Here is a 23,699-nt window from a genome sequence, read left to right on the forward strand (position 1 = left end):
CTATTTTTTTAATTAAAAGCTAAATTCAACACCAAGAGAATATGTTCTAAGATTTGGGAAAGATCCATTATCAACACCTCTTTCAAAAATATTTCCGTTTGTAAACTCAGGATCTAAGCCTTTGTATTTAGTGATGGTAATAATATTTTGTGCTGATAATGTTAATCTTGCTCTTGTAATTCCGGATTTATCCAAAATACTTCCAGGAAGATTATACCCAAACCCAATGTATTTAAGTCTGATAAAATCGCCGCTTTCTAAGAAACGGTCGCTATCTCCTCTTGAGTTTAATGTTGAACCTTTTGTTACTCTTGGAAAATCAGTATTTGGATTTTCTGGTGTCCAGGGCTGAATTCCTGCTCTGTAATTACTATTGTCATCAAAACGATCTACAACACTTCTGAATCCATCATAAACAGTAGCGCCGTGAGAAGCAATCCAGTTCATAGAAAAATCAAAGCCTTTATATTCTGCTCCTGCGTTTAAGCCCATTTCAAATTCAGGCCAAGGGCTTCCTACAATCGATTTATCATCACTTGTAATTTGTCCGTCGCCGTTAACATCTTTAAAACGGATATCTCCGGGTACTGCACCGGGCATAATTACTTTTCCGTCAGCATTTTTATAGTTGGATATCTCAGCTTGATTTTGAAACAAACCATCTGTTTGCAAAACATACCACATTCCTACAGGAGATCCTGCCCTTGTCATTGTATTTCCAACAATGTTTTCATTTTGTCCGTTACCTAAAGAGACCAATTTGTTATTTACTTTTGTAAAGTTTACAGAAGCATTAAACGAGAAGTCATTAATTTTTTTATTGTACGCCAATTCCAATTCAAAACCTTTGTTTTCAACTGTTGCAGCATTAGATATTGGATTTCCACCATCATTTCCTGTCGTTAATAAAATTGGGAAACCAAATAATACATCTTCAGTACGAGCAATAAAATAATCTGCCGTAAGACGTAAATCATTATTTAAAACTCCCAGATCTAATCCAAAATTGGTTTGTTTTAATTTTTCCCAACGTAACTGAGCATTTGATAATTTAATCTGAGTGGCAGAAGGATATAAACCTTGCGAAGTTCCTAATACGGTTTGTCCAAAATTATTCACGAAACTTTTGTATTCGTAATTTCCAATATTACCAGAACCTAGTTCCCCATAACTTGCTCTTAATTTTAAATCTTTAATAAATTTAGATTTAAAGAAAGATTCGTTATTTATTCTCCATCCGGCAGAAACAGAAGGGAAATTACCCCACTTGTTTTCATCGCTGAATCTTGATGATCCGTCGCGTCTCAAAACAGCATTAAATAAATAACGGTTATCATAATTATACTCTAATCTTCCTAAATAAGAGGCCAAAGAAGCTTCGTTAATATAACCACCAACTACAGGCGAATCTCCCTGATTTAAAACCTCATAATATTGTCCTGTTCCTGAGTTTATAGGAATATTTCTCTTTGTTCCGTAAATTTGCTCATATTTGTCTTTTTGAAAAGTCTGCCCAACTAAAATTGTCAAATCATGTTTTCCAAATTGCTTTTTGAAATTCAATGTATTTTCAAATAATGTCGTTTCAGATCTTCCTTTATTTTGATCAATAATAGAAGGATCTACTGGCTGATTTAATGTCCAGTTCCCTACTTTTCTTAAAAATTTATACGAGTCAAAACTGGTTTCATATCCAAAATTGAAACGGTATTTTAGCCACGATGCGAGTTTTAATTCTGACCAGATATTTCCTCTAATTCTAAAATTTTCATTTATTGTATTGGCAAAATCAGAAATTGCCAAAGGATTTGTACCAAATGTATCTGCTACTCCTTGTTTTCCATAACCATATCCACCAGGGTTTGCAGCATCATAAAGCGGAATTGTTGGAGTCATTCTATAAACATCAATGATTGGGTTTCCAGCCATTTCATCTGTTTTAGAATTGCTGATCGCGATGTTTTCTCCAATGCTGAAAATTCCTTTAGATCCGCTTGAATTTACACGGAATGAAATTCTGTCAAAATCAGTTCCAACAACAGTTCCTTCATTTCCAAAATAGTTTCCTGACATAAAGAAGCTTGAGTTATCTCCCCCGCCCGCAACACTAACATTGTAATCCTGAATCATTCCGGTTCTAAAAACTGCATCCTGCCAGTCTGTATCTACTGCCATATTTAAGTTTTGCCTTGGAAATCCGGCATTATCATAAGCCTGATTATTTAATTTTGCAAACTCCTGAGTTCCCATTAAATCATATCTTGGCATAGTTGTAATACTGCTTTTAGCAGAAGCTTCGACTTTAAGCGGTCCTTTTTTACCTTTTTTAGTGGTGATGATAATTACACCATTTGCTGCTCTGGAACCATAAATTGCTGCTGCCGATGCATCTTTTAGCACTTGAATAGTTTCAATATCGTTTGGGTTAAAATCTCTGTTTGCCGATGTCACCAAACCATCAATTACATATAATGGATTGGTATTTTGAAGATTTTTTAAACCACGAATTTCGATATTCGCTTCTTGTCCCGGACGACCACCGCCACGAACTTTAACTCCGGTAACTAAACCCTGAAGTCCATCTGCCACAGTTGTAACCTGACGTTTTTGAATTTCATCTGCCTTAACGAGCGAAACTGCTCCTGTAAGATCTTTTTTCTGTTGCGAACCGTAACCTACTACTACAATTTCATCCAGTTTTGTAGCGTCTTCTGCTAAGGATGCGTTTATTGTCGTTTTACCATTAATCGCGATTTCGACTGTTTTATAACCCTGCGAACTAAAAACCAGTGTTTGATCCGGACCTGTGGTTATTTTGTAAGTTCCATCGAAATCTGTAACGGCGCCGTTTTTAGTATTCTTGATGCCCACGTTAGCAAACGGTACCGGTTCTCCTGTTGCAGAAGTTACTTTTCCCGTTATGGTTATTTGCTGTTGTGCATACGTTTGTTGTAATAATAAACTAAAGAAAAACAAGAGGTAATATCTCTGCTTTAAAATTTGCGTGATCTTTGTTTTCATTGATTTGTCATTTAGATAGTTTTCATTTCTTTTGGTTGGTTTTAAAAATTCTTTTTCAATACTTCTAGTCATCTCTGATGCGAGCAAAAAAATAATTAATATTGCTCCATTGTAACAATGTGTTCATTTTAATTCAAAATTAGTAATGGTCTATTTTTTTAAACTTTATTTTACTGATACTCTATTTTTTTAGCAGAAAAAATATCAAATTCATTTATTTAAAAATCCAAAGTAGATGATTTTAATTCAAAATAAAATGATTCATTTGTGTCAATTTCTATCTCAAATGATTCAAATTGTATAAAAAAGATCAGAGATACAGCGGCTTGCAACATTTTGTTGAATATTGACACGATTTGAATAAGCTGTTGTTTTATCCTAAAAAACACAACTATGCGTAAATTCTTTCTTTTATTATTTTTTTCGCTTTTTTCGATAAATTTTATTCAGGCTCAAGAATATTATTTTAAACATTTTCAGGTTGAAGAAGGACTTTCAAACAACACAGTTTTGACTTCTTTACAGGATGAAGATGGCTTTATGTGGTTTGGTACAAAAGATGGTTTAAACCGCTTTGACGGTTATCGCTTTAAAACTTATAGAAGTAATGCCGACCCTATTCATAGTTTAGGAAGCAATTATATTCAGTCTTTACACGAATATAAAGGTGTAATTTGGGTAGGAACTGATAAAGGTTTGTATCAATACGATAAAAGAACAGATCAGTTTACAGTTTTAAACGAAGCGATTAACGACCGTATCAACGATATTAATCATGATAAAAACGGAAATATCTGGTTTATTTCCGGAAATATTCTTTATAAATATTCAACAACAAAAAAGGAAACGAAAACTTTTAACCCTAATAAATATTTTGTTGCTACTTCGATTTCACGAGATGCAAACGGACAAATCTGGGCTTCGTCTTTAAATAAAATTTACCGTTATTCAGAAGAGAATCTGTCATTTGAGAATATTCCGATTACGCATCCGGAAGCTTCCGGTAATTTTAGAATTACTATTATATATGCCTTAGACAAAAATAATATTGTTATTGGAACTCAGGATGATGGTGTTTTGATTTATAATATTCAAAATAAAACGACTTCAAGTTTAGAATTTTCGACCAAAAATCCGGTTTATGTGCGTCAATTTAAAAAGAAAGACAACGACGAACTCTGGATTGCCAGCGAATCTGGGGTTTATGTTTATAATCTGAAAACCAAATCAAGCGTCAATCTTAGAAAAAATTACAACGATCCGTATGCAATTTCAGATAATGCTGCTTATTCCATAACAATCGATAAAGAAAACGGAATTTGGGTTGGAACTTATTTTGGAGGTATTAATTACCATCAAAAACAATACACGCAATTCAAGAAATATTTTCCGCAAAAAGGACAAAATTCCATTAGTGGAAGCGCCGTAAGGGAAATTCATAAGGATGATAAAGGTGATCTTTGGATTGGAACTGAAGATGCAGGATTAAATCGATTTAACCCTAAAACGCAACAGTTTACTTCGTATTTGCCAAACGGAAGTAAAAGTGGTGTTTCGTATTATAATATACATGCTTTAATGCCTCGAAAAGACAAAATCTGGGTAGGAACTTTTGAACATGGTTTAGATGTTTTAGACCGAAACCTGGGCACAGTCATAAAACATTACAGCGCCAATAATCCATCATCAGGATTGCACAGTAATTTTATTTTTTCTTTTTATGAAACTAAAAAAGAGGAACTGATTGTTATTACCACAATGGGACTTTATCGATACAATGAAACTGCCGATAATTTTGATATTCTGAAAACTTTTCCGGAAACAATACATTATACGAATTATCAGGAAGACAGCGACGGAAATTGCTGGGCAGGAAGTTATCGCGATGGTTTGTTTTACTACAATCCCAAAACCAAAAAGAAAGAGGTTTTTGTTTATGATTATAAAAACCTAAACGGAATAAGTAATAATTCTATCAATTATATTTTTGAGGACAGTGCTAAAAATTTATGGTTTGCAACAGAAAACGGACTTAATTTATTCGATAAAAAAACAAGGACTTTTAAGAAATTCACGACCAAAGACGGACTTCCAAGCAATGTTGTGTATTCGATTTTAGAAGATGATGCAAAAAATTTATGGCTCACAACTTCTAAAGGTCTGGTGAAATTTAGTCCGAATGATAAAGGCGTAAAAATTTATACTACGGCAAATGGTTTACTTAGTGATCAGTTTAATTATGCATCGGCTTTTAAAGATTCGAACGGAACAATGTATTTTGGGAATTTAAACGGAATGATTAGTTTCAACCCGAAGAATTTTACCAAAAACAAATACACGCCTTCCATTTTTATTACTAATCTTCAAATCAATAATAAAGATATTGTTGCCAACAAAAATGATTCTCCAATTAAAAATTCAATTTCACATCTGGATGAACTGGAACTTGACAATAATCAAACATCGTTTAATCTGGAATTTGCTTCGTTAAATTATACAGCGCCCGAACTTACAGAATATTGGTATAAGCTTGAAAACGTAAACAATGACTGGGTTTATCTGGAACGAAACAATAAAGTTTTCTTTACAGAACTTGCTCCGGGCGATTATGTTTTTAAGGTAAAGTCGCTAAATAGTTTTGGGGTTTGGAGTAAAGAAATTGAGTTAAAAATCAGGATTCTTCCTCCGTTCTGGGCAAGTTCTTATGCTTATTTTTTCTATTTTTTACTCATTTGCGGTTCGTTTTACTACATCATTAAATATTCGCAAAACGTAACACAAATTAAAAACAACCGGAAAATAAAACATTTAAACGACGAAAAGGAGAAAGAAATTTATCAGGCAAAAATTGACTTTTTTACCAATGTAGCGCACGAAATCAGAACGCCTTTAACGCTTATAAAAGGACCTTTGGAAAAGCTGTTGGTAATGGAACACGTTCTGCCGGAAGTTCCTCAGAATCTTTCTATAATGAAGAAAAATACGTCGCGTTTATTAAAACTGGTGAATGAATTACTGGATTTTAGAAAATCTGAAATTGGCGGATTAAAACTCACTTTCGTGGAAGCAAATATTTCTTCGATGGTTCGGAATTTACATTTGAGATTCAGCCAATTGATTGAAGAAAGAGGAATTGAATTTGAACTGGAATTGGGCGATAAAGATATTTTTGCGTTTGTAGACAAAGAAGCTTTCAAAAAAATCCTGAGCAATTTGATGAGCAACGCTATTAAATATTCTAAAGATAAAGCTTCGATCACGCTTTTTAGAGATGAAAAAAAATTGACTTTAATGGTAAAAAATGATGGAAATCAAATTCCGTTTCATTTAAAAGATAAAATTTTCGAACCGTTTTTCAGAGTTGATAATATGGATACAACTTCCGGAACAGGAATTGGGCTTTCGCTGGCGCATTCGTTAACGCAATTGCATAACGGAAACTTACAGCTGATTGCGGATTCAAAAGTGAATATTTTTGAACTTGTTGTTCCGCTTCGTCAGGAAGAAGAATTTATGTTTTATAATGAACATGAAAACGAAGAAATTGAAAATGAATCAAAAATTATTGAAAATGAAAATAAAAATGAGAGACCACAACTTTTGATTGTAGAAGACAATGAAGATTTATTGAATTTTATAGCTACAGAGTTATCTGCTTTTTACACTATTTTAATGGCTGATAATGGGGAAAGTGCCTTAAAAATAATTCATAATGAGAATATTCAATTAATTATAAGCGATATTTCTATGCCTGTTATGGATGGTATTACTTTGTGTAAAGAAATTAAGGCTAATCTTGAAACGAGTCATATTCCGGTTATTCTGCTTACGGCGAAAAACTCGCTAAAGTCTCAAATTGATGGTCTTGGAGCTGGTGCCGATGCTTATATTGCAAAACCTTTTTCGATGGATTATTTAAAAGTTCAGGTTAATAATCTAATCGAAAACAGAAAACAAATTATGAATTATTATGCGAGTTCCCCACTTTCGCATATTAAAAGTATCGCACACAATAAAACCGATGAAAAGTTCCTTAAAAAATTGGACGATGAAATTTTGAAGAACATAACAGATCCTGATTTAAGTGTAGAATCTCTGGCGGAAATTATGAATATGAGCCGTTCGACTTTATACCGAAAAATTAAAGACATTTCGAATTTAAGCCCAAATGAACTGATTAATATTGTTAGGTTAAAAAGAGCGGCAGAACTACTATTAAACGAGAATTTTAAGATGTATGAAATTGCCGAAAAAGTGGGGTATAAATCACAAACGAGTTTTGGACGAAATTTTCAAAGACATTTTTCGATGACACCTTCTGAATACATTGCTATGAATAAATAATAGACAAATATTAGAAACGGAGTATCTATATCTTAAACATCTAAAAAAATCCGTTTCTTAAAATAGTTTATGAAAAAAATGTACCAAATCTTTTAGTATAAATTTATCTTCAACTTAAAAATGCAGAAATGTTTTTATCGTTATAAATTAACACAGAACCGGATACATAAATTAATATTTAAATAATAACATTTGCCGGTTTGAGTGCATTAATTATCATCAAAATTTTTTTATATTTATAGAAAATATTGCTTTTCTTAATCCAAATATTGGTATTACACTTTATTACTGTATTGAATTATTTAATTACAATAGCTATTATAATTTTAGAATAGATGAATGCAGTAAAAAATCAAGTGCAAAATATCTCTCAATTTCCAGTAGTTGGAATCGGTGCTTCGGCGGGAGGATTAGATACCTTTAAAAAAGTAATTTCGACCATACCGGAAGATTCCGGAATGGCTTATGTTATTGTACAGCACCTTTCTCCTGATCACCCAAGCAGTTTAAGTCAACTATTAGCACTGCACAGCAAAATTCCTGTACTCGAAATAGTTAACAATATTGATTTAGTCCCTAATCATATCTATGTCATTCCTGAAAACAATTTAGTTGTTGCCAGTAATGGTTATTTACAGCTTAAAGAAAGAAACCGCAGTGAAAACAGAAATAATATAATAGATATATTTTTTGAGTCACTGGCAAAAGTTCATAAAACTTATGCCATAGGGATTATCCTATCTGGAACTGCTTTTGATGGAACTGCAGGTTTTAAAATAATAAAAGAATTTGGTGGTGCCACAATTGCGCAGGATCCGGAAACGACGATATTTAAAAGTATGCCGCAAAGTGCCATTGACGCAGATGCTGTAGATTACGTGCTGGCCCCAGAAAATATTCCGCAACAATTACTCGAAATACAAAAAAGCTACATTACCAATCATGCATACACTGAGGAAGAAGATATTCCTAAAAATGATGAAGAAACTTTATATCAAATCATTAACCTTGTATTTCTAAGAACTGGCAATGATTTCAGACAATATAAGCAGCCAACATTGCGAAGACGTATTGCACGCAGGATGGTTGTTGTACAACGCCACTCTATAGAGGAATATTACCATTATTTAAAAAACAATAAAGAGGAACAAGATTTACTTTTCAACGATTTTCTTATTCCTGTTACTTATTTTTTTAGAGATCCGGCCTTTTTTGAAAGTTTGAGTACTACTGCTTTTCCTTTGCTGGTTAAAAATATTACAAATAATAACATTAGAATATGGATAGCGGGTTGTTCAACAGGTGAAGAAGCATATTCTCTGGCTATAAGCCTGCATGAATACTTATTAAATACAAATACCAATGCAAAGGTTCAAATTTTTGCTTCTGATATTTCTGAAAAATGCATCACAAAAGCAAGAGCTGCCGTTTATACGAGTCAGGACGTTCAGCAAATCTCTGAAGAAAGGCTTCGAAATTATTTCATAAAAAGAGACGGACAATACCATATCAATAAAGTAATAAGAGATATGTGTGTCTTTGCAACGCATAATTTCATCAATGATCCGCCTTTTGCAAAATTGATCTGGTTTCCTGCAGGAATGTTATGATTTATTTTAACCCACAGTTACAGAGCAAGGTTCTGGGATCTTTTCATTTTTCTCTTAAGCAAAACGGACTTTTATTCCTTGGTAAATCAGAAACTGTTGCCAATGCGCAAAATCTCTATGAAGTATTAGGTAAGAATGAAAAAATTTATGTGCGAAAGTTTGCTTCCAGTCGCTATATACCACAGGCTTTTAGCCCTTCGAATAATGGTGTAAGGGATAAAATAAAAACGCCTGAAACAAATATTTCTATTCAGGCTGATATCAAAAAAATTGCTTCTGAAGTTTTGCTAACGCAATTTACGCCATCAAGTGTTGTCATAAATAACAATATGGAAATACTTCATTTTCATGGTGATATAAGACCGTATCTAACTCCATCTCCCGGAAAACCCGATTTCAATATTTTGAAAATGGCACCGGGAAGTCTTAGTTTTGAATTGCAAAATGCGGTAATACAGGTTAAAAAAGAAAAAACACGCTTACGTAAAGATAATATACAGGTTGCCGGTCTGTCGTACAGTATTTCTTTTGAAGTATTGCCATTGCAAAATGATTATGATAATCTGATGATTCTTTTTTATAAAAAAGATCTTCCTGAAGTAAATTCTGAAATTTCAATAAACGGAAACAGTGCAGATCAGCTTCGTATTGCTGAACTCGAAAAGGAGCTCGCTCAAATGCGTGACGATACTAAAAGAGTATCTGAAGAGCAGCAAACTGCTCTGGAAGAATTGCAAACTACAAGTGAAGAATTATTAAGCAGTAACGAAGAGCTTCAGGCATTAAATGAAGAACTGGAAACAGCCACAGAAGAACTGCAGTCTAATAATGAAGAATTGATGTGTGTAAATGATGAATTATTGGATCGTCAGGAGCAGCTTCTTTCAACTCGTAATTATGCTGAATCTATCATACAGACTATCAGGGAACCACTGCTTATTATCGATAAAGATTTTACGGTGAAAAGCGCAAATCCTGCATTCTACAAGTATTTTAGTACTAATGAGAATGAAACAGAAAGTCATTCTTTTTTTGAAATAGGAAATTGTCAGTGGAATATTCCTGAATTTAAGGAACAAATTCTAAAAATGGCTGCCGGAAAGACTGTAATTGAAGATTTAAAACTTGACATAATCTGTAAAGGGATTGGCAAAAAATCAATTATAGTAAATGCACGCAAAATAGTAAATTCAAAGCCCGAGGGAATGATTCTTTTGGCACTTGAAGATATTACAGATTTAGTAAATACTAATGAAAAGCTTAACGAAAGAAATAATGAGTTACTAAAATATAACGAGCAATTGGAATATTTCTCTTCGGCTGCAAGTCATGATATGCAGGAACCGCTTCGTAAAATTCAGATGTTTTGCAAAAGGCTGCTGGAAAATGAAGCTAATTTAAGTGAGACAGGAGTTTCTACGCTAGGACGCGTTATTTTTATAGTATCTAATATGTCGCAGTTAATTGCAGATCTTATTCATTATTCCAGAATTAATTTTACCGAAAATGAATTTAAGCAAAGTGATTTGAATGTGGTTTTAAAAAAGACATTACATGATCTTAAAGATCAAATAACAGAGAAAAAAGCTGTGATATCTGTTCCTTTATTACCCTCTTTAAAAGTAATTCCATTTCAAATACAGCAATTATTCAACAATCTGATTTCGAACTCGATTAAATACAGCAGAGAAGATGTCGCTCCTGAAATCCGAATAGAGACTGCCGAAGTTTCTAAGGAAGAAATTGATGAAATTGAAGTTGATCCAAAAATTAATTATGTGAAAATTATCATCGAAGATAATGGAATTGGTTTTGATGAAGAATTTGCTGCCAGAATTTTTGATCCCTTTTATAGATTACATAACACAGGTCAATATGCAGGCAGTGGTCTTGGACTTACGCTTGTAAAGAAAATAATTGACAATCACCACGGTATGATAAAGGCATCTAGTAAAATTAATTCAGGAACTAAAATATCTATATATATCCCTATGTAAATCTTTTTTAAACTTTGCTTGCTTGCCCGAAGTTAGTAATTGGTGCTATATAAATAACAGAAATTTCTAGTGAGATACAAGCATTTGCATGCCATAATTGATTATCGGCACCACACTCCTTGCATCATCCTCACTCTCTTTTTACATCTCAAAAAAATGTTTACCTTCTTAATTTCTTAATTAACCATATCATCAATTATAAATTAGAAACCCATCCTGTGCGAAACAATGTATTGTAAAAAACAGTATTTACAAATATAAATTTTTCTCACGGCTTACAATTTTAAATAATCAGTTAATTTATTATCATTGTTTCTCCTCAATATAAAAATGATTCAATTATGGGACTAAAAGTCATTTATTTTAAATTTAAATATTTAAATAGAATTGCATAACTCTAATCAAAAGTGATTTTATTTAACAAGACATTATTACGGCTTTCCATTGACAGCTTATTATTCATCTTCACTAAAGTATTATTTCTCAGTTAATACAAAAGCCTTTTATAATAAGACTTCACGAGTTTTCTCAACATTCATCATAAACATAAAACAGGAAGAAATTTTCGATACTTAATGTAAATAAAAAAGACAGCAATGAGCTGTCTTTCTTTTATATATTTTCAAAGTTTTAAAAAATATAATCTGTACTAAGAAAATTTGAATCGTGGTCTCGTACGATCGAATTAAATAAAGTCTTATTAGAGGCTGTAGCCTTTGTAGCTACAAGTGAACGAATAGAAAAAGAGCGTAATGCATCTGATATCGACAAAGTTCCCTCTGCACTGTCTTTTCTTCCTGTAAAAGGAAAAACATCCGGACCGCGCTGCGACTGGCAATTAATATTTACACGACTTACCAGGTTTACAAAGGGATCGATAAGACTTGCAACTTCTTGAGGATCTTCACTAAAAATACTGACCTGCATTCCGTGTGAGGCATTAATTTGATATGCGATAGGCTCTTCAATAGAGTCAAAAGGAACCACAGGTACAATAGGTCCAAACTGCTCTTCGTGGTAAAGTTTCATTTTATCATTTACCGGATATACAACCGCAGGAAAAACAAATGAATTGTTGGTATGTCCACCATTTTCATTGATAATTTTAGCGCCATTCGCTAAAGCATCATCAAGGCATTCCTTAAGATATGTGGGTTTATCCATTTCTGGAAGAGGGGTAATTTTTACATCTTTATCCCATGGAAGTCCCGGTTTTAAAGCTGCAACGGCATCACTTAGTTTTGCAACAAATTCCTCAGCAACTTCTCTTTGAACAAAAATTAATTTGAGTGCAGTACAGCGTTGCCCGTTAAATGATAAGGCGCCTAATAGGCACTCATTTACCGCTACATCCAAATTGGCATGTTTGGTTACGATTGCCGCATTCTTGGCATCAAGGCTTAAAATAGAGCGCAGCCTGTTTGCTTTTGGATGCAGTTTCTTCAGGCTATTGGCTACTTTGCTCGAACCGATAAAAGCCAGTACATTCACCTTTCCGCTTTCCATCAAAGGAGAAATGATTTCTGCCCCGCGACCGTATAATGTATTTACAGTTCCCGGAGGAAAAGCTTCCTTAAAGGCATTCAACAAAGGATAATGCGCCAGCACACCATGTTTGGGTAATTTAAACAAAATAGTATTACCCATAATTAATGCCGGTATAAGTGTGGTAAAAATTTCATTAAGAGGATAATTAAAAGGTCCCATACTTAGCACCACTCCCAAGGATGACCTTCTTACCTGGGCCAGGATTCCTTCTGATTCTTCAAACCTTGAAGATTGCCTGTCCAGATCTTTTAATGCGTCTATTGTAGCATTAATGTATTCAACAGTCCTGTCAAATTCCTTGGTAGAATCTCCAAGGCTTTTGCCTATTTCCCACATCAACAGTTTAATAACAAGCTCACGCTGCTGGATCATTAAGTATACAAACTTCTGCATGCAGGCAATACGATCCTCCACACTCATTGTAGGCCAAACACCTTGCCCGTTATCATATGCCGCAACAGCCGCATCAAGCGATTCCATTGCTTCTTTGACTGTTGTATGCGGAATTGTTCCAACAAGTTTACGCGATAATCCTTTACCTTCCCCAACAAAGACTGGAGAAAAAACTTCTGTAATTTCGCCGTTCCAGGGCACTAACTGACCGTTTAAAAGGTATTCACGCTGGTGAATTTCTGAAATCTTATATTCATCGGGAATAAGGCTTTCATCTGTAAACAAACTGTCTATCGCAGTTATTGATGCTTTTAAATTTTCCATATACAATATTATTTATAACAGGGTTCGTATGGGTAAAAAATGTTTAATTAAAATCTATGTCAATTTACAAAAATTAACAATAAAGAACTGATATTGATCAAAATATAAGTATGCAATTATTACTCAGGAAAGTAACATCCCAAATAACACAACATTGCTTTCTACTATTTATAAATTTCCTGAACTACTTATCTTTTTTTGGAGTTGTTTTGCTTTTTGTTGTTTTTATTGTTTCGTTTTGCGGATCTGAAGGACCTGAATATGCAGCACCATCTTTAGCACTTGGTCCTGGTCCGGTTCCGGTTCCAGTTCCTTTTGCTTTATTAGGATCGCCTCCTGTTCCCTGCTCTGCTGCATTTGTACTTTCTGCTCCGGTATTTGGAGTGACAACATCTCCGGCTGCACCTCCAACAGAACCTTTACTTAATGTTGTGGTGTCATTTGTAGCTGAAGAATCTGTTGAAGTCTGAGTGCTGTCTGATGTTTTTTGATTGGTTATAACTTCATCACTGTATCCATCCTGTTTTTTACAAGAAAACATAAGGCCGCTTAAAATGAGGCCACATGCTAATATTGTTTTAAACTGTTTTTTCATAATCCAAAAATTTAGTTTGTTGAAACTCGAAGTTTTTGCTTTAGTAATTTTTTATACTATTAATATAGACTGCTTCCCTATGATTTAATATAGACTGCTTCCCTATGATTAAATTGAAACTAAAATCCAGAAAAAAGATCAAACATTGTTAAACGTTTGATCTTTTTAATTATTTTCTTTTAATAAAAATGTCGGATTTCTGTTGTAGAATATTTAATAAAGGTATTATTTGTTGTCAAATTCCCTGCGTTCGTAAAATGAGTCATCATCACTATAGTACACAGAATCAGGATCGTTTTCAGGATAATAGGATTTCATTACTCTTCTTTCATATTCCCTGTCAAAATTGTTCTGGCTATTATATCTGCTGGTGTTTCTAAATGTATCATATCCTATACTATTAGCCATAACCGTTTTTGTATCTTTATTAATGCTGACAGATCCAATAGGAATTATGACATGGCTGTCTCCGTCTTTATAGATAAACTCCCTGCCATTGTCTTTCGCAATTGCATTATGGACTTCGTTCTTGCTATCTTCAATTAGTGTTTTGTCAGCTTTTACATCCAGATACACAACACGTTTCATATCTTTATTAACCCAGAGATTATCAATTGTACCTATAGTACGGTTGTCAGCATCTACTATTTTCCAACCTCGTACGTCAGAATAGTTCGAAGCAATTTTATAATCAGAAAGTTCGTCTAACTTATATAAATTTCTATCTTTATTTTCCATAATTATTTCTTTAGTATTATAAATTCTTTTCTATAGTCTTACTGCAGAAAAATTTTGTTTCTACTCTTACTTGTCGTGCAAATAAATTTAAATAGTTGCCGAAAGAGGTTTTTTCATTCCTGCATTTTTTAAGGCTAATTTGTTGTATTGTCTGTACTCGTAGTATTTTCAATTTCTACGCTATTTTCATTTTGCGTCTCGTTATCTTTCAAAAAGATATAGTATACAAGTGCTGAGATCAGCAGGACGATTACAATCCATGGCCATATTGGCTTCTTTTTCTCAATTTTAATTTCTGCCATAACTTATTTTTTTTTGATTATATAATAGTTTTGATTTAATATTAAAGGTACAAATGAGATGTGTTTAAGAAGTATTTAATTTCAACAGGATTTTACACAATTCCCAGTATATCAGCTTTTTGATTCCGAAGAGATTTTATGCTATAAATTCACTATTGAAAGCTTTTGGTTTCGAATGAGAAAAACGAGCAGAATATCTTCTAATTTCTATTTTTAATGTTTCTAAAAAGATTATGTTTGTTATAATAAAATATTCAATTAACCAGATATTTATCATTAAAACAAAAAACAAATAGATGATCGTTTTTATTTATCAAATCATAACAAAACCACTAACATCAAAAATAATTCCTGATGAAATTTGCCCTACCTGCAGCAAAACAGGTAGCATAGAATTAACACTATACATGAAATACATTTCGATGGGAATACCTCTCTTTGGAATGGGCAGACGCACCGGAGTCCTTTGTACCAGCTGTGGCACTATTATTAAAAATCCCCATAGTTCAATCTTTGCAAGAAAAAAATACTCCCAGAATGTTGCTGCAGAGATAAAGGATATTCGGGCAAATCATAAAAGAACGTTATGGCAATTAGTCTATCCCTGGTCTATCTGGTTTGTTATTCCTGTTCTTATTTTGGTATTACTTGGAATTAGCTCCATTAATAAAAAGAACACTGACGAAAAAGCTAAAGAATATGCAGAACTTTTAATGCATCCGAAGCCAGGAGATATTTATAAATCAACCTGGTATGAAAACAATTTATCTACAGGTGTTTTGGTTAAGTTAATGCGTATCAATGGAGATACACTGTTTATAGTTAAAACGAAGAAAAATATTCCGATAAGTTTTGCTGAACAAGAATGGAATAAACTCACAGCAGAGCCCGATGCATTTGAGACGAAGGAGTACAAAATAAAAAAATTTTCATTATTAAAAGAGGCTAATTTCGGCAATTTTTTTATGTACAATAATGATGAAAATAAAAAAGAATACCCCGTTTATTTGGGTGACGTACTCAATAGTAAATGCGAAATGGATTTGGGTTTTGAAACCATTGAGCGCAAAAAATAAAATTTATTTTAATACTTTTTAAACTTTGGTGAAAAGTTGATATAAAATCCTCAATCAATTATTTGATTGAGGATTTTATATATGCCAAATTCTAAAATTTTAGTTTTAAGTTTTACCTTATTAATTGCGATACTGATTTAAAAATATATTTAAAGCTTTTGAAGGTATTTCATCATTTCTATAAATCAACAAAGTAGTCATTGTAGCGAGTTCTTTTGTTACCGGAAATATTTTTATATTTCTATTGCTATAATACTGATTTACCACTTCAACAGGAAGTATACTTATACCAAGACCTGCTTCTACAAAATTAATAATACCTTCTATAGAATTAACTACAGTACATTTATAGCGCAGTATTCCTTTTGAACCAAGCCACGTTTCAAGTCTCGCCCTGAAAAAACAGCCCTGTCCAAAAACCACAATTTTTAAGGGTTCTTGTTTTAATACTACAGAAAGCTTGCTAACATCGCTACCTGCAATTATGACCAGTTGCTCATCACGAACAACTAATTGTTGTAAACCCGGAATATTTATTGGCGCCGCAACAAAAGCAGCATCCAGTTTATAACTTAGTACATCCTGTATTAATGCAGACAACATTGAAGAATGAAACTCAAGTTCTACATTAGGATAAAGTTCTTCAAAATCTTTGATAATTTCAGGTACTTTAAGAGCCATAGTCGTCTCGATACATCCTATACGTATTGTTCCTCCTATTTTTTCTGCACTCTGTATATCACTTTTTGCATCATCTAATAATCGCCCTATTTTTTTAGCATATTGCAAAAGTGTTTCGCCTGCCTCAGTTAGAACAACTTTTCTGGATACCCTCCTAAATAGTTCTGCTCCAAATTCATCTTCGAGATTTTTTATGCGTGCCGTTACATTCGACTGCACCGTAAATGTCGCTTCTGCAGCTTTTGTAAAACTTCCCAGTGTTGCTGCTGCTTCAAATATTTTAAGGTCATTACTATTCATAGTATCACTATTAGTGATTTATTACATCGTTATAAATCGTTTTCAGGTATCAAATATAGGATGTAAATTTGTCTTAAACAATTGAAAATATGAAAAATACAATTAAATCATTAACACTAATTCTAAGTATAATTATGCTACCACAAACTAATGTAGAGGCACAAGCAAAAAACAGTCTGCCTTCAAACAAAAACATTGAGATTCAGTCTACTCATTACAATAATATTGAAGTTAACGGACTGAAAATCTTCTATCGTGAAGCGGGATCTAAAGACGCACCGACTGTATTGTTGCTGCATGGCTACCCTACATCCTCTCACATGTTTAGAAATCTTATTCCTATTCTAAGTAAAAACTATTATGTAATAGCTCCGGATTTGCCTGGTTTTGGATTTTCAGATTCGCCGGATCACCTAAGTTTTCAATATACTTTTGATAATCTTGCTCATACCATGCAGGGATTTATCGATAAGCTTGGTTTAAAACGTTTTGCGATTTACGTATTCGATTATGGTGCACCCACCGGATATAGGCTTGCTCTTGCTAATCCCGAAAAAATCACAGGCATTATATCACAAAATGGTAATGCTTACGAAGAAGGATTAAGTACGGGATGGAATCCTATTCAAAAATACTGGAAAGATCCTTCGCAGGCTAACAGAGATGCACTTAAGGATTTTGTTTCTAAAGAATCGACCTGGTTTCAATATCATCAAGGTGCTTCTGATGCTTCACTTATCGCACCTGAATCCTACACATTAGATCAGCACTTTCTGGATCGCCCTGGAAACATCGAAATACAGCTTGATCTGTTAAAAGATTACAGAACCAATGTAGCGTTATATCCTAAATTCCAATCTTATTTTAGAGACAAAAAACCTATGATGTTAGCGGTTTGGGGTAGTCAGGATCCTTATTTTCTTCCTGCCGGAGCAGAAGCATATAAACGTGATAATCCAAATGCTACTGTAAAATTTTATAAAACAGGTCATTTTGCCCTTGAAACTCATTGCACAGATATTGGCGCTGATATATTACTATTTCTTTCCAAACTTCCTAGATAATCAGAATACTTTACAATAGCACTTTATAATTATTACCATTTGAAATCTTTGGTTTATAATTAATGAACCTTATAGCTTTTCATTCACAAAATAATTAAGGAGGTTTGTCTTTACAATATTAAAAAATAAAATACGAATCTTTAAATAGGTTTTAAAAATACAGTTCCACTATCGGTAAAATCAAATATTAACATATGATTTTGCTGATAGTGGAATTCTTATATAATACTATAATATATTTCTACTACTTTTTCAAGCTGTTTATTTTCAGAGGAGAATAACATTGATATTTTCTTTCATAACAGAAAATTCCCTCTTCATAGCACTAAATTGTCTATTGAAGAATCTTTTTTTATTTCTCTTATAATCATACTGTAGTTTTACTTCGCACTATAAGAAAATAGCTATCAAAATCTATGATTAAGTGCGCCAATTTATAGTCAAAAGAGATCCTTAATTACTCCCTTTTGCCTTTTCTTATTTTTAAAAATTAACAAACATATCATATAGAAAAAATGCCAGAGTTAAGATTAAAAAAAAAACACAAGATAAAATAAGTATAAACAATCAAGATTTTATAAATCAAGTTAATACCATTATTCAGAAAAAAAAACGGATTCTTCCTTTGGTGTACCACAACTGGCAGAAGAACTACAAGTAAGTAAATTGACACTTAATCGTAGATTATGTCAGATTGGTTACTCTCCGGCGAAGTTCATTTTGCTTCATAGAATGGAATTAGCAAAGCAAATGTTGAATTCGGATTTGTATTCTATAGAAGAAATAGCCTATCAATCCGGATTTAACGGATTGACTGGATTCAGTCGAAAATTCAAGCAAGAGTTTGGTCGTAATCCGTCTGAATATCGCAAAAAAGCATTAAACCAAAAATCTGAAGTATGGAGTTGGAAAATTCCCATGAGTGAAAATTATTTTAATGAACTCATAGAACTTAAAAAAAAAATAAATGGTTGGCAAAGATGTTCGTTGTCATTGTTGACAATCTCGATAACGATTTGTTTTCTGTAGAAGAATTAGCTAATAAGTTATTTATGAGTTCATCAAATCTAAATCGTAAAGTACAGCGCATGTTTGGATTTTCTACTTTGAAATTGATACGCGATCTAAGACTGCAGCAAGCATCAGAATTACTTAATATAGAAGACAAATCGGTTAATGAAGCTGCTGAATTGTCTGGTTTTTATGATGCAGCTCATCTTTCGCGCTATTTCAAAGAAACTTTTGGATGTTCACCTAATGATTATAGAGAGATAAATGTGGAGTTTTCTTTTATAGATAAATTAAAAAACGATCGATGAATCAAATTGATAAATAGTTGCACGTTTCATACAAAATGAATAGGAAATATCACTGTAATTTTGGCTTAACAGAATTGATCAGGTGCACACTGAGATTCTAAAAAAACAAATTCATTAACTGATTCTGCAGATTAGGAAATGAGAAAACCATAAGTCATCTGAAAGTAAAATCTTACTCAACAGTGTACGTGAGATTTTTATCTCGAATAGAAAAAAGAACAGTTTTATTGTTTAAGAATGTATAAACAGATTTCTCAGGTAAAATAAAGATATGCATATCAGTGGAGTAAAAACCACTTAAAAAAACAAACTGTTCGCATTCAGGAAATAATGCGAGGCAAAACCTGAAAGGCCTAAAGAGTAGGGACAATTAAATTGAATTATCATGCCATTCTATGAAATTGAATTTGACTATACGGGCAGTGCTCCAACAACATCTCAAACCTATAATTTCTGCATAGATGAATTAGGGTTCGAGGCCGAAAATGTTAGACGAGTTGGTCCTATCAGAGTTGAAATTGACGGCTCATCAAAGGATTATATATTGGAAATAATTAATGACCAATTGCCGCAAACACGCAGTAATACCGAGTATTTATCAGCATCATAAATATAAAAACAATATGAAATCCTGAAAATAAACCCCATTAAGGATCCATACTTTGTGATACAGTAACGGACGGTTAATTACAAATAGTGGAGCAGAACCCACTTTAAAAAACGAAGGAGCGATCCTCATATAAACTAACAAACAAGAACATCAAACCAAATTCTGTTCTATTGGTGCTTCTTTTTTTAACTATGATTCTTCAATAATCAAAAATCAAATATGCGTTTGATAAAAACCGAAGTCTACTTCATATTTATAAAAAGACAAATAAATCACGCCAATTGCAGGATATAGAATGTTCGAAACTAAAAACAATAAATCATGGATAAAATTAAATTAAATTTTGTTAACAGATCTGGAGATACAAACAACAGTAGTGTAGTAATTTTTCAGCAAAATGTGGCTGAAAGTTTTGGAGAAATTGCAGTTGCATGGAAAGTAATCGAAAATTGTGGACGACTGGATAACCATCCTTTCGATTACCCATTAAATTTTAAAGTTTCGGCGAGTGATTCTTACGGAAACTTCACACCTCGAATTGATGCTTTTGATGGTCAGGCTTTTGATATGGTAAAAAGCACTTCCGGAGACATTCTTCAATTATCTTCAACTCCTTCAACCAGTACTACAGAGGTTGAAATAAGAAATAACCTTGGTACAGGTGCGATCAATGCTAATTGCTATAAAGATGGTAGTTTACTGGCTACAAAAACTGGTTTAGCTCCTAGCCAAAAAGCAGTTTTTGAATTTCATCCTCGTATTTACATAGGTGTTATTTCTCAGGTTACCGAAGGAACTGTAATGAATTCAGCTATTATTTCTCAATTCAATTCAGAAATTAATTTGTTTGGTATCTCAAGTGCTGATATTGTAATGACCGGTGGCGGACCAGGTAAAGGTTCTACTGCGTTTAATTTCACTTTAGAAAACATAAACAAATAATATTTTTTGAAAAAAGAAACGCAGTAATAGTTTATTACTGTGTTTCTTCTTATTCAGAATCTCAAATTTAGAAATCTACTATTAGATCTATATAAAAAACGAAACATTATGAATGAATTAGACAAGAAAACATGGTATTCTGGGGACTGGAAACCAGTAAATGATCTCCAAGTCCCTTATAATGGATTAACAATTTCTGCTACGCCCAATTATGGTCCTGTTACAAGTCCGCCAACTGCACAAAAATTCTCATCGGTTTTGATCGATGTGGTTGATTATACTTATGATCCAAATGGTGTTTCCAGCCAATTGACACTAACAAGAGGTGGCTGGAATAATATTCCAATTCCTGAAGACACGAGTATATCACCTCCGCAGCCCAATTTCAAATTTACAGTTTCGGGTACAGGCAATTCCGATTTGGGACAAATACAACTCACAACTACCTCTCAGGGAATTTACTTAAATATTCAGTTTTGCTATGGTGCGGTAGATAGAAAGAGAGAAGAGTTAGGCTTTATTATGAAATTTTCAGAGACTTACACACCAGGAAATGATGCTGAGATTATTGAGGTAGAGTGTTAATTAAATAAGGATCGTCATGTTTACGGATATTTATTTTACAAATTTAGGCCCCACATTAACGGATAATGATATTTGCTTTTCTCAAAATATTTCAAAAGTAATTTCATTAGAAACTCCATTTAAGGTCATTAGCGGCTGTCAATACGCTTGGAGCCATACTTTCAGGATACCGTGGGATCTTCATTTTTGTTTCATAAAATCATCTGGAACTATTTCAGAATCACATTCTTTATGGAGTATATCTGCTCAGCAGAAGAAAAAAACACTGATTAGTAAAGAGGGGATTGTAACGGTAATGCAGGACTATCAAAACGGTAAACAAGTCTTTGATTTTGAACAAACCAAAGGCAATGTCTATTCCGGAGTGCAGCTCTATCGGGGATCCTTGCTGGTAGCCACAAAGTCCTTTACACAAAATCATGCCCAAATTGATCTGGATACCACTATTTTTTTGGTCGAAAACAGACATACTGATGCACAAAAAAATGCTCAGGAATACAATGCAAATTCAATCCAAAGTTTTGACTTTACAGGACTTAAAGCCGTACATGTGTTTTTGGTTCATACCAAAGATAAAAGAGAATTGACAATTCGTAAAACAGAACATTGGTAAGCTTTTTAATAAAAGCGAAAAAATAAAATTGCTTTAATAAGCACTAAACAATTAATAAAAACTAAAAACTATTCAATTATGCAAGGTTATATCATTTTATATTCAAGACAAGGTAATTTTTTAATTTTTGAGAAAAGAGAAGAAGCTTTCTTTTTTCATGGTTCTAACGGAAGCCCATCTGCAATTTTCCCACCAGATGGAATCCCTATTACGAATGGTCCGGGTAAGTTTGCTTTCCCAGGAGGTGCAATCAACTCTGGTGAAGAGCCATTCAAAGGATGTTTGAGAGAATTTAGGGAAGAGTGTGGTAATGCAATTAGTTTTGGTTATCTACCCGCCAACCAACCTCAGAGTTTATTGAATTTAAACAATTTAATAATTGATACCTCGAGATATGATATTTTATACAATCAACTCAATACTGTAGGGAGCAATTATACCACTTTGTACCTGGAGTTTTCTAATGATGATCTAAGACAAATTCAGAATATTATTGTGACAACCAATTTTGAAGAGGCAAATCAGGCACGCAGAGATATTCATTATAACGAAATAAAAAACTATGATTCTATTTTTCAATATTATCCTTTTTGTCCATTAGATGATGAATTAGGGCAAGTAGAACTTTGGAACCTGATAAGAGAAGTTAACGAAATTAGAGCATTAGGAAGAGACAGAGAAACAGATTGGTATTATAACATGATCGTGTTTTTAGCCAATCAAATACTTCAACTCAACATTCATTATTAATTCTAAATATAGTTTGTAAGTCCTTTTAAAATAATATAAACAGAAAAGGAATCTAAATTATTTACGAAAATATGAATAAAACAAAATAACCGGGAAGCCAAAAACGGAACAGAGTAGGCAAAAAATAAAATTAATAATATGGCAATTTTATCAATTACTCAAAAAGTTACGTTACAAAATTTAGGTCCACTAACCCGAAACGGATACCCAACAGGTCCCGGTTATGTGAGTGGTAATGATGATGGTTTGTATAATGCAGCTTGCTGGAGTTGGGCGCTTACAGGTGGATATTTATCAGTTAGCAATCACAATTCAGCACCTTATATCTACGAAAACCTTTTTAAATGGAGAAATGGAATAGATCAGCCCCCCACTAGCTTAAACACTGATATTGGTAGTTTGGCAAATCAGTTATCAATTAGTAGTCCAATTATAATTCCGATACTTTTAATGGCATTAGAAGATAATTTACCCGATGCAATCAAAGGAAATAAGAGCAGTCAAAATGCAGTTCGTATAACGCTTTTAAGAATTAGTGCCATTGCTAATGGCTTTACCATAGGCAATCTTAGTGTAACTAATCTTGTTGTAAATCATAATGATGTATTAGATCCTATTTTGGGTGATTATGCGCTACACATGCGTGGTACTAGCTGGTATGGTTGGGATCATTGGGGCATTAGTATATTGTTGCCTAACGGAACTCGTAGCTTTGTGCAAAAAGTAAACGGAAGCAATCCTGAAAAACCCAAATACAAAGATGGTCATGTTTATAGAAATGGCATTGCGTTGTGGGATGAGGGAATGCCACTTACCTCTATCGCTATTACCGAGTTATTACAGGAGCAGGTTAATATTATTGTGGCAAACTAAATATAAAAATTTTA

19 protein-coding genes are annotated in these 23,699 nt (G+C 33.2%); 13 read left to right on the forward strand and 6 right to left on the reverse strand.

Going from position 1 to position 23,699, the window contains the following annotated elements:
- Nucleotides 1-12: 12 nt before the first annotated feature.
- Nucleotides 13-3,021, reverse strand: coding sequence for a SusC/RagA family TonB-linked outer membrane protein (locus ASF10_RS08490; protein WP_056247719.1), 3,009 nt, complete (start codon nucleotides 3,019-3,021; stop codon nucleotides 13-15).
- Nucleotides 3,022-3,414: 393 nt separating this feature from the next.
- Here ASF10_RS08490 and ASF10_RS08495 point away from each other — a divergent pair, with 393 nt between their 5' ends.
- The 3 genes from ASF10_RS08495 to ASF10_RS24615 all read left to right on the forward strand — a co-directional run bounded on the left by ASF10_RS08495 (nucleotide 3,415) and on the right by ASF10_RS24615 (nucleotide 10,972).
- Entirely contained in the window at nucleotides 3,415-7,365 is a 3,951-nt protein-coding gene (locus ASF10_RS08495) for a hybrid sensor histidine kinase/response regulator transcription factor (RefSeq protein ID WP_056247660.1), read from the forward strand.
- A gap of 335 nt (nucleotides 7,366-7,700) precedes the next feature.
- Entirely contained in the window at nucleotides 7,701-8,975 is a 1,275-nt protein-coding gene (locus tag ASF10_RS08500) for a chemotaxis protein CheB (RefSeq protein WP_056247662.1), read from the forward strand.
- Entirely contained in the window at nucleotides 8,972-10,972 is a 2,001-nt protein-coding gene (locus ASF10_RS24615) for a sensor histidine kinase (RefSeq protein WP_056247664.1), read from the forward strand. The genes ASF10_RS08500 and ASF10_RS24615 overlap by 4 nt, the downstream gene beginning before the upstream one ends.
- A gap of 630 nt (nucleotides 10,973-11,602) precedes the next feature.
- Here the strand turns inward: ASF10_RS24615 and ASF10_RS08510 are convergent.
- The 4 genes from ASF10_RS08510 to ASF10_RS24320 form a co-directional block, all read right to left on the reverse strand.
- The gene (locus ASF10_RS08510; RefSeq protein ID WP_056247666.1) at nucleotides 11,603-13,237 is read right to left on the reverse strand and encodes an NADP-dependent glyceraldehyde-3-phosphate dehydrogenase; all 1,635 of its coding nucleotides are present in this window, start codon (nucleotides 13,235-13,237) and stop codon (nucleotides 11,603-11,605) included.
- A gap of 184 nt (nucleotides 13,238-13,421) precedes the next feature.
- Entirely contained in the window at nucleotides 13,422-13,832 is a 411-nt protein-coding gene (locus tag ASF10_RS08515; protein WP_056247667.1) for a hypothetical protein, read from the reverse strand.
- A gap of 225 nt (nucleotides 13,833-14,057) precedes the next feature.
- Nucleotides 14,058-14,570, reverse strand: coding sequence for a PRC-barrel domain-containing protein (locus ASF10_RS08520; RefSeq protein ID WP_056247669.1), 513 nt, complete (start codon nucleotides 14,568-14,570; stop codon nucleotides 14,058-14,060).
- 134 nt (nucleotides 14,571-14,704) lie between these two features.
- Entirely contained in the window at nucleotides 14,705-14,872 is a 168-nt protein-coding gene (locus ASF10_RS24320; RefSeq protein WP_198529575.1) for a hypothetical protein, read from the reverse strand.
- 296 nt (nucleotides 14,873-15,168) lie between these two features.
- Here ASF10_RS24320 and ASF10_RS08525 point away from each other — a divergent pair, with 296 nt between their 5' ends.
- Nucleotides 15,169-15,948, forward strand: a complete 780-nt coding sequence (locus ASF10_RS08525) for a hypothetical protein (RefSeq protein WP_056247671.1) — start codon at nucleotides 15,169-15,171, stop codon at nucleotides 15,946-15,948.
- A 120-nt stretch (nucleotides 15,949-16,068) separates the two neighbouring features.
- Here ASF10_RS08525 and ASF10_RS08530 read toward each other — a convergent pair whose 3' ends face one another.
- Nucleotides 16,069-16,929 (reverse strand): LysR family transcriptional regulator, encoded by an 861-nt coding sequence (locus ASF10_RS08530; RefSeq protein WP_056247674.1) that lies wholly within the window; start codon nucleotides 16,927-16,929, stop codon nucleotides 16,069-16,071.
- 89 nt (nucleotides 16,930-17,018) lie between these two features.
- Here ASF10_RS08530 and ASF10_RS08535 point away from each other — a divergent pair, with 89 nt between their 5' ends.
- The 9 genes from ASF10_RS08535 (at nucleotide 17,019) to ASF10_RS08575 (ending at nucleotide 23,685) form a co-directional block, all read left to right on the forward strand.
- Entirely contained in the window at nucleotides 17,019-17,993 is a 975-nt protein-coding gene (locus ASF10_RS08535) for an alpha/beta fold hydrolase (protein ID WP_082472403.1), read from the forward strand.
- Nucleotides 17,994-18,659: 666 nt separating this feature from the next.
- Nucleotides 18,660-19,022, forward strand: a complete 363-nt coding sequence (locus ASF10_RS24080; RefSeq protein WP_157849057.1) for a helix-turn-helix domain-containing protein — start codon at nucleotides 18,660-18,662, stop codon at nucleotides 19,020-19,022.
- A gap of 23 nt (nucleotides 19,023-19,045) precedes the next feature.
- Nucleotides 19,046-19,312, forward strand: coding sequence for a helix-turn-helix domain-containing protein (locus tag ASF10_RS24085; RefSeq protein ID WP_056247679.1), 267 nt, complete (start codon nucleotides 19,046-19,048; stop codon nucleotides 19,310-19,312).
- Nucleotides 19,313-19,697: 385 nt separating this feature from the next.
- Nucleotides 19,698-19,922 (forward strand): hypothetical protein, encoded by a 225-nt coding sequence (locus ASF10_RS08550; protein ID WP_056247681.1) that lies wholly within the window; start codon nucleotides 19,698-19,700, stop codon nucleotides 19,920-19,922.
- A 321-nt stretch (nucleotides 19,923-20,243) separates the two neighbouring features.
- A complete protein-coding gene (locus ASF10_RS08555; RefSeq protein ID WP_056247683.1) occupies nucleotides 20,244-20,864 on the forward strand; it encodes a hypothetical protein in 621 nt (206 codons plus the stop codon).
- A 108-nt stretch (nucleotides 20,865-20,972) separates the two neighbouring features.
- Entirely contained in the window at nucleotides 20,973-21,449 is a 477-nt protein-coding gene (locus tag ASF10_RS08560; RefSeq protein ID WP_056247685.1) for a hypothetical protein, read from the forward strand.
- Nucleotides 21,450-21,465: 16 nt separating this feature from the next.
- Complete coding sequence (locus tag ASF10_RS08565; protein ID WP_056247686.1) at nucleotides 21,466-22,062, forward strand: hypothetical protein; 597 nt, start codon at nucleotides 21,466-21,468, stop codon at nucleotides 22,060-22,062.
- Between the two features lie 78 nt (nucleotides 22,063-22,140).
- Nucleotides 22,141-22,812, forward strand: coding sequence for an NUDIX domain-containing protein (locus ASF10_RS08570; RefSeq protein ID WP_056247688.1), 672 nt, complete (start codon nucleotides 22,141-22,143; stop codon nucleotides 22,810-22,812).
- Between the two features lie 138 nt (nucleotides 22,813-22,950).
- On the forward strand, nucleotides 22,951-23,685 hold the full coding sequence (locus ASF10_RS08575; protein ID WP_056247690.1) for a hypothetical protein: 735 nt from the start codon (nucleotides 22,951-22,953) through the stop codon (nucleotides 23,683-23,685).
- The last annotated feature ends 14 nt before the right edge of the window (nucleotides 23,686-23,699 follow it).

It is taken from the genome of Flavobacterium sp. Leaf82, from assembly GCF_001422725.1.
Taxonomy (GTDB): domain Bacteria; phylum Bacteroidota; class Bacteroidia; order Flavobacteriales; family Flavobacteriaceae; genus Flavobacterium.

What these genes read in the sequence shown, in the direction of transcription:
- ASF10_RS08565 (WP_056247686.1), top strand. Translation starts at nt 21,466, where the DNA reads ATGTTTACGGATATTTATTTTACAAATTTAGGCCCCACATTAACGGAT.
- ASF10_RS08520 (WP_056247669.1), bottom strand. Translation starts at nt 14,570, where the DNA reads ATGGAAAATAAAGATAGAAATTTATATAAGTTAGACGAACTTTCTGAT.
- ASF10_RS08535 (WP_082472403.1), top strand. Translation starts at nt 17,019, where the DNA reads ATGAAAAATACAATTAAATCATTAACACTAATTCTAAGTATAATTATG.
- ASF10_RS08495 (WP_056247660.1), top strand. Translation starts at nt 3,415, where the DNA reads ATGCGTAAATTCTTTCTTTTATTATTTTTTTCGCTTTTTTCGATAAAT.
- ASF10_RS08525 (WP_056247671.1), top strand. Translation starts at nt 15,169, where the DNA reads ATGATCGTTTTTATTTATCAAATCATAACAAAACCACTAACATCAAAA.
- ASF10_RS08530 (WP_056247674.1), bottom strand. Translation starts at nt 16,929, where the DNA reads ATGAATAGTAATGACCTTAAAATATTTGAAGCAGCAGCAACACTGGGA.
- ASF10_RS24320 (WP_198529575.1), bottom strand. Translation starts at nt 14,872, where the DNA reads ATGGCAGAAATTAAAATTGAGAAAAAGAAGCCAATATGGCCATGGATT.
- ASF10_RS08550 (WP_056247681.1), top strand. Translation starts at nt 19,698, where the DNA reads ATGCCATTCTATGAAATTGAATTTGACTATACGGGCAGTGCTCCAACA.
- ASF10_RS08490 (WP_056247719.1), bottom strand. Translation starts at nt 3,021, where the DNA reads ATGAAAACAAAGATCACGCAAATTTTAAAGCAGAGATATTACCTCTTG.
- ASF10_RS08515 (WP_056247667.1), bottom strand. Translation starts at nt 13,832, where the DNA reads ATGAAAAAACAGTTTAAAACAATATTAGCATGTGGCCTCATTTTAAGC.
- ASF10_RS08575 (WP_056247690.1), top strand. Translation starts at nt 22,951, where the DNA reads ATGGCAATTTTATCAATTACTCAAAAAGTTACGTTACAAAATTTAGGT.
- ASF10_RS08555 (WP_056247683.1), top strand. Translation starts at nt 20,244, where the DNA reads ATGGATAAAATTAAATTAAATTTTGTTAACAGATCTGGAGATACAAAC.
- ASF10_RS24615 (WP_056247664.1), top strand. Translation starts at nt 8,972, where the DNA reads ATGATTTATTTTAACCCACAGTTACAGAGCAAGGTTCTGGGATCTTTT.
- ASF10_RS08570 (WP_056247688.1), top strand. Translation starts at nt 22,141, where the DNA reads ATGCAAGGTTATATCATTTTATATTCAAGACAAGGTAATTTTTTAATT.
- ASF10_RS24085 (WP_056247679.1), top strand. Translation starts at nt 19,046, where the DNA reads ATGAGTTCATCAAATCTAAATCGTAAAGTACAGCGCATGTTTGGATTT.
- ASF10_RS08510 (WP_056247666.1), bottom strand. Translation starts at nt 13,237, where the DNA reads ATGGAAAATTTAAAAGCATCAATAACTGCGATAGACAGTTTGTTTACA.
- ASF10_RS08560 (WP_056247685.1), top strand. Translation starts at nt 20,973, where the DNA reads ATGAATGAATTAGACAAGAAAACATGGTATTCTGGGGACTGGAAACCA.
- ASF10_RS08500 (WP_056247662.1), top strand. Translation starts at nt 7,701, where the DNA reads ATGAATGCAGTAAAAAATCAAGTGCAAAATATCTCTCAATTTCCAGTA.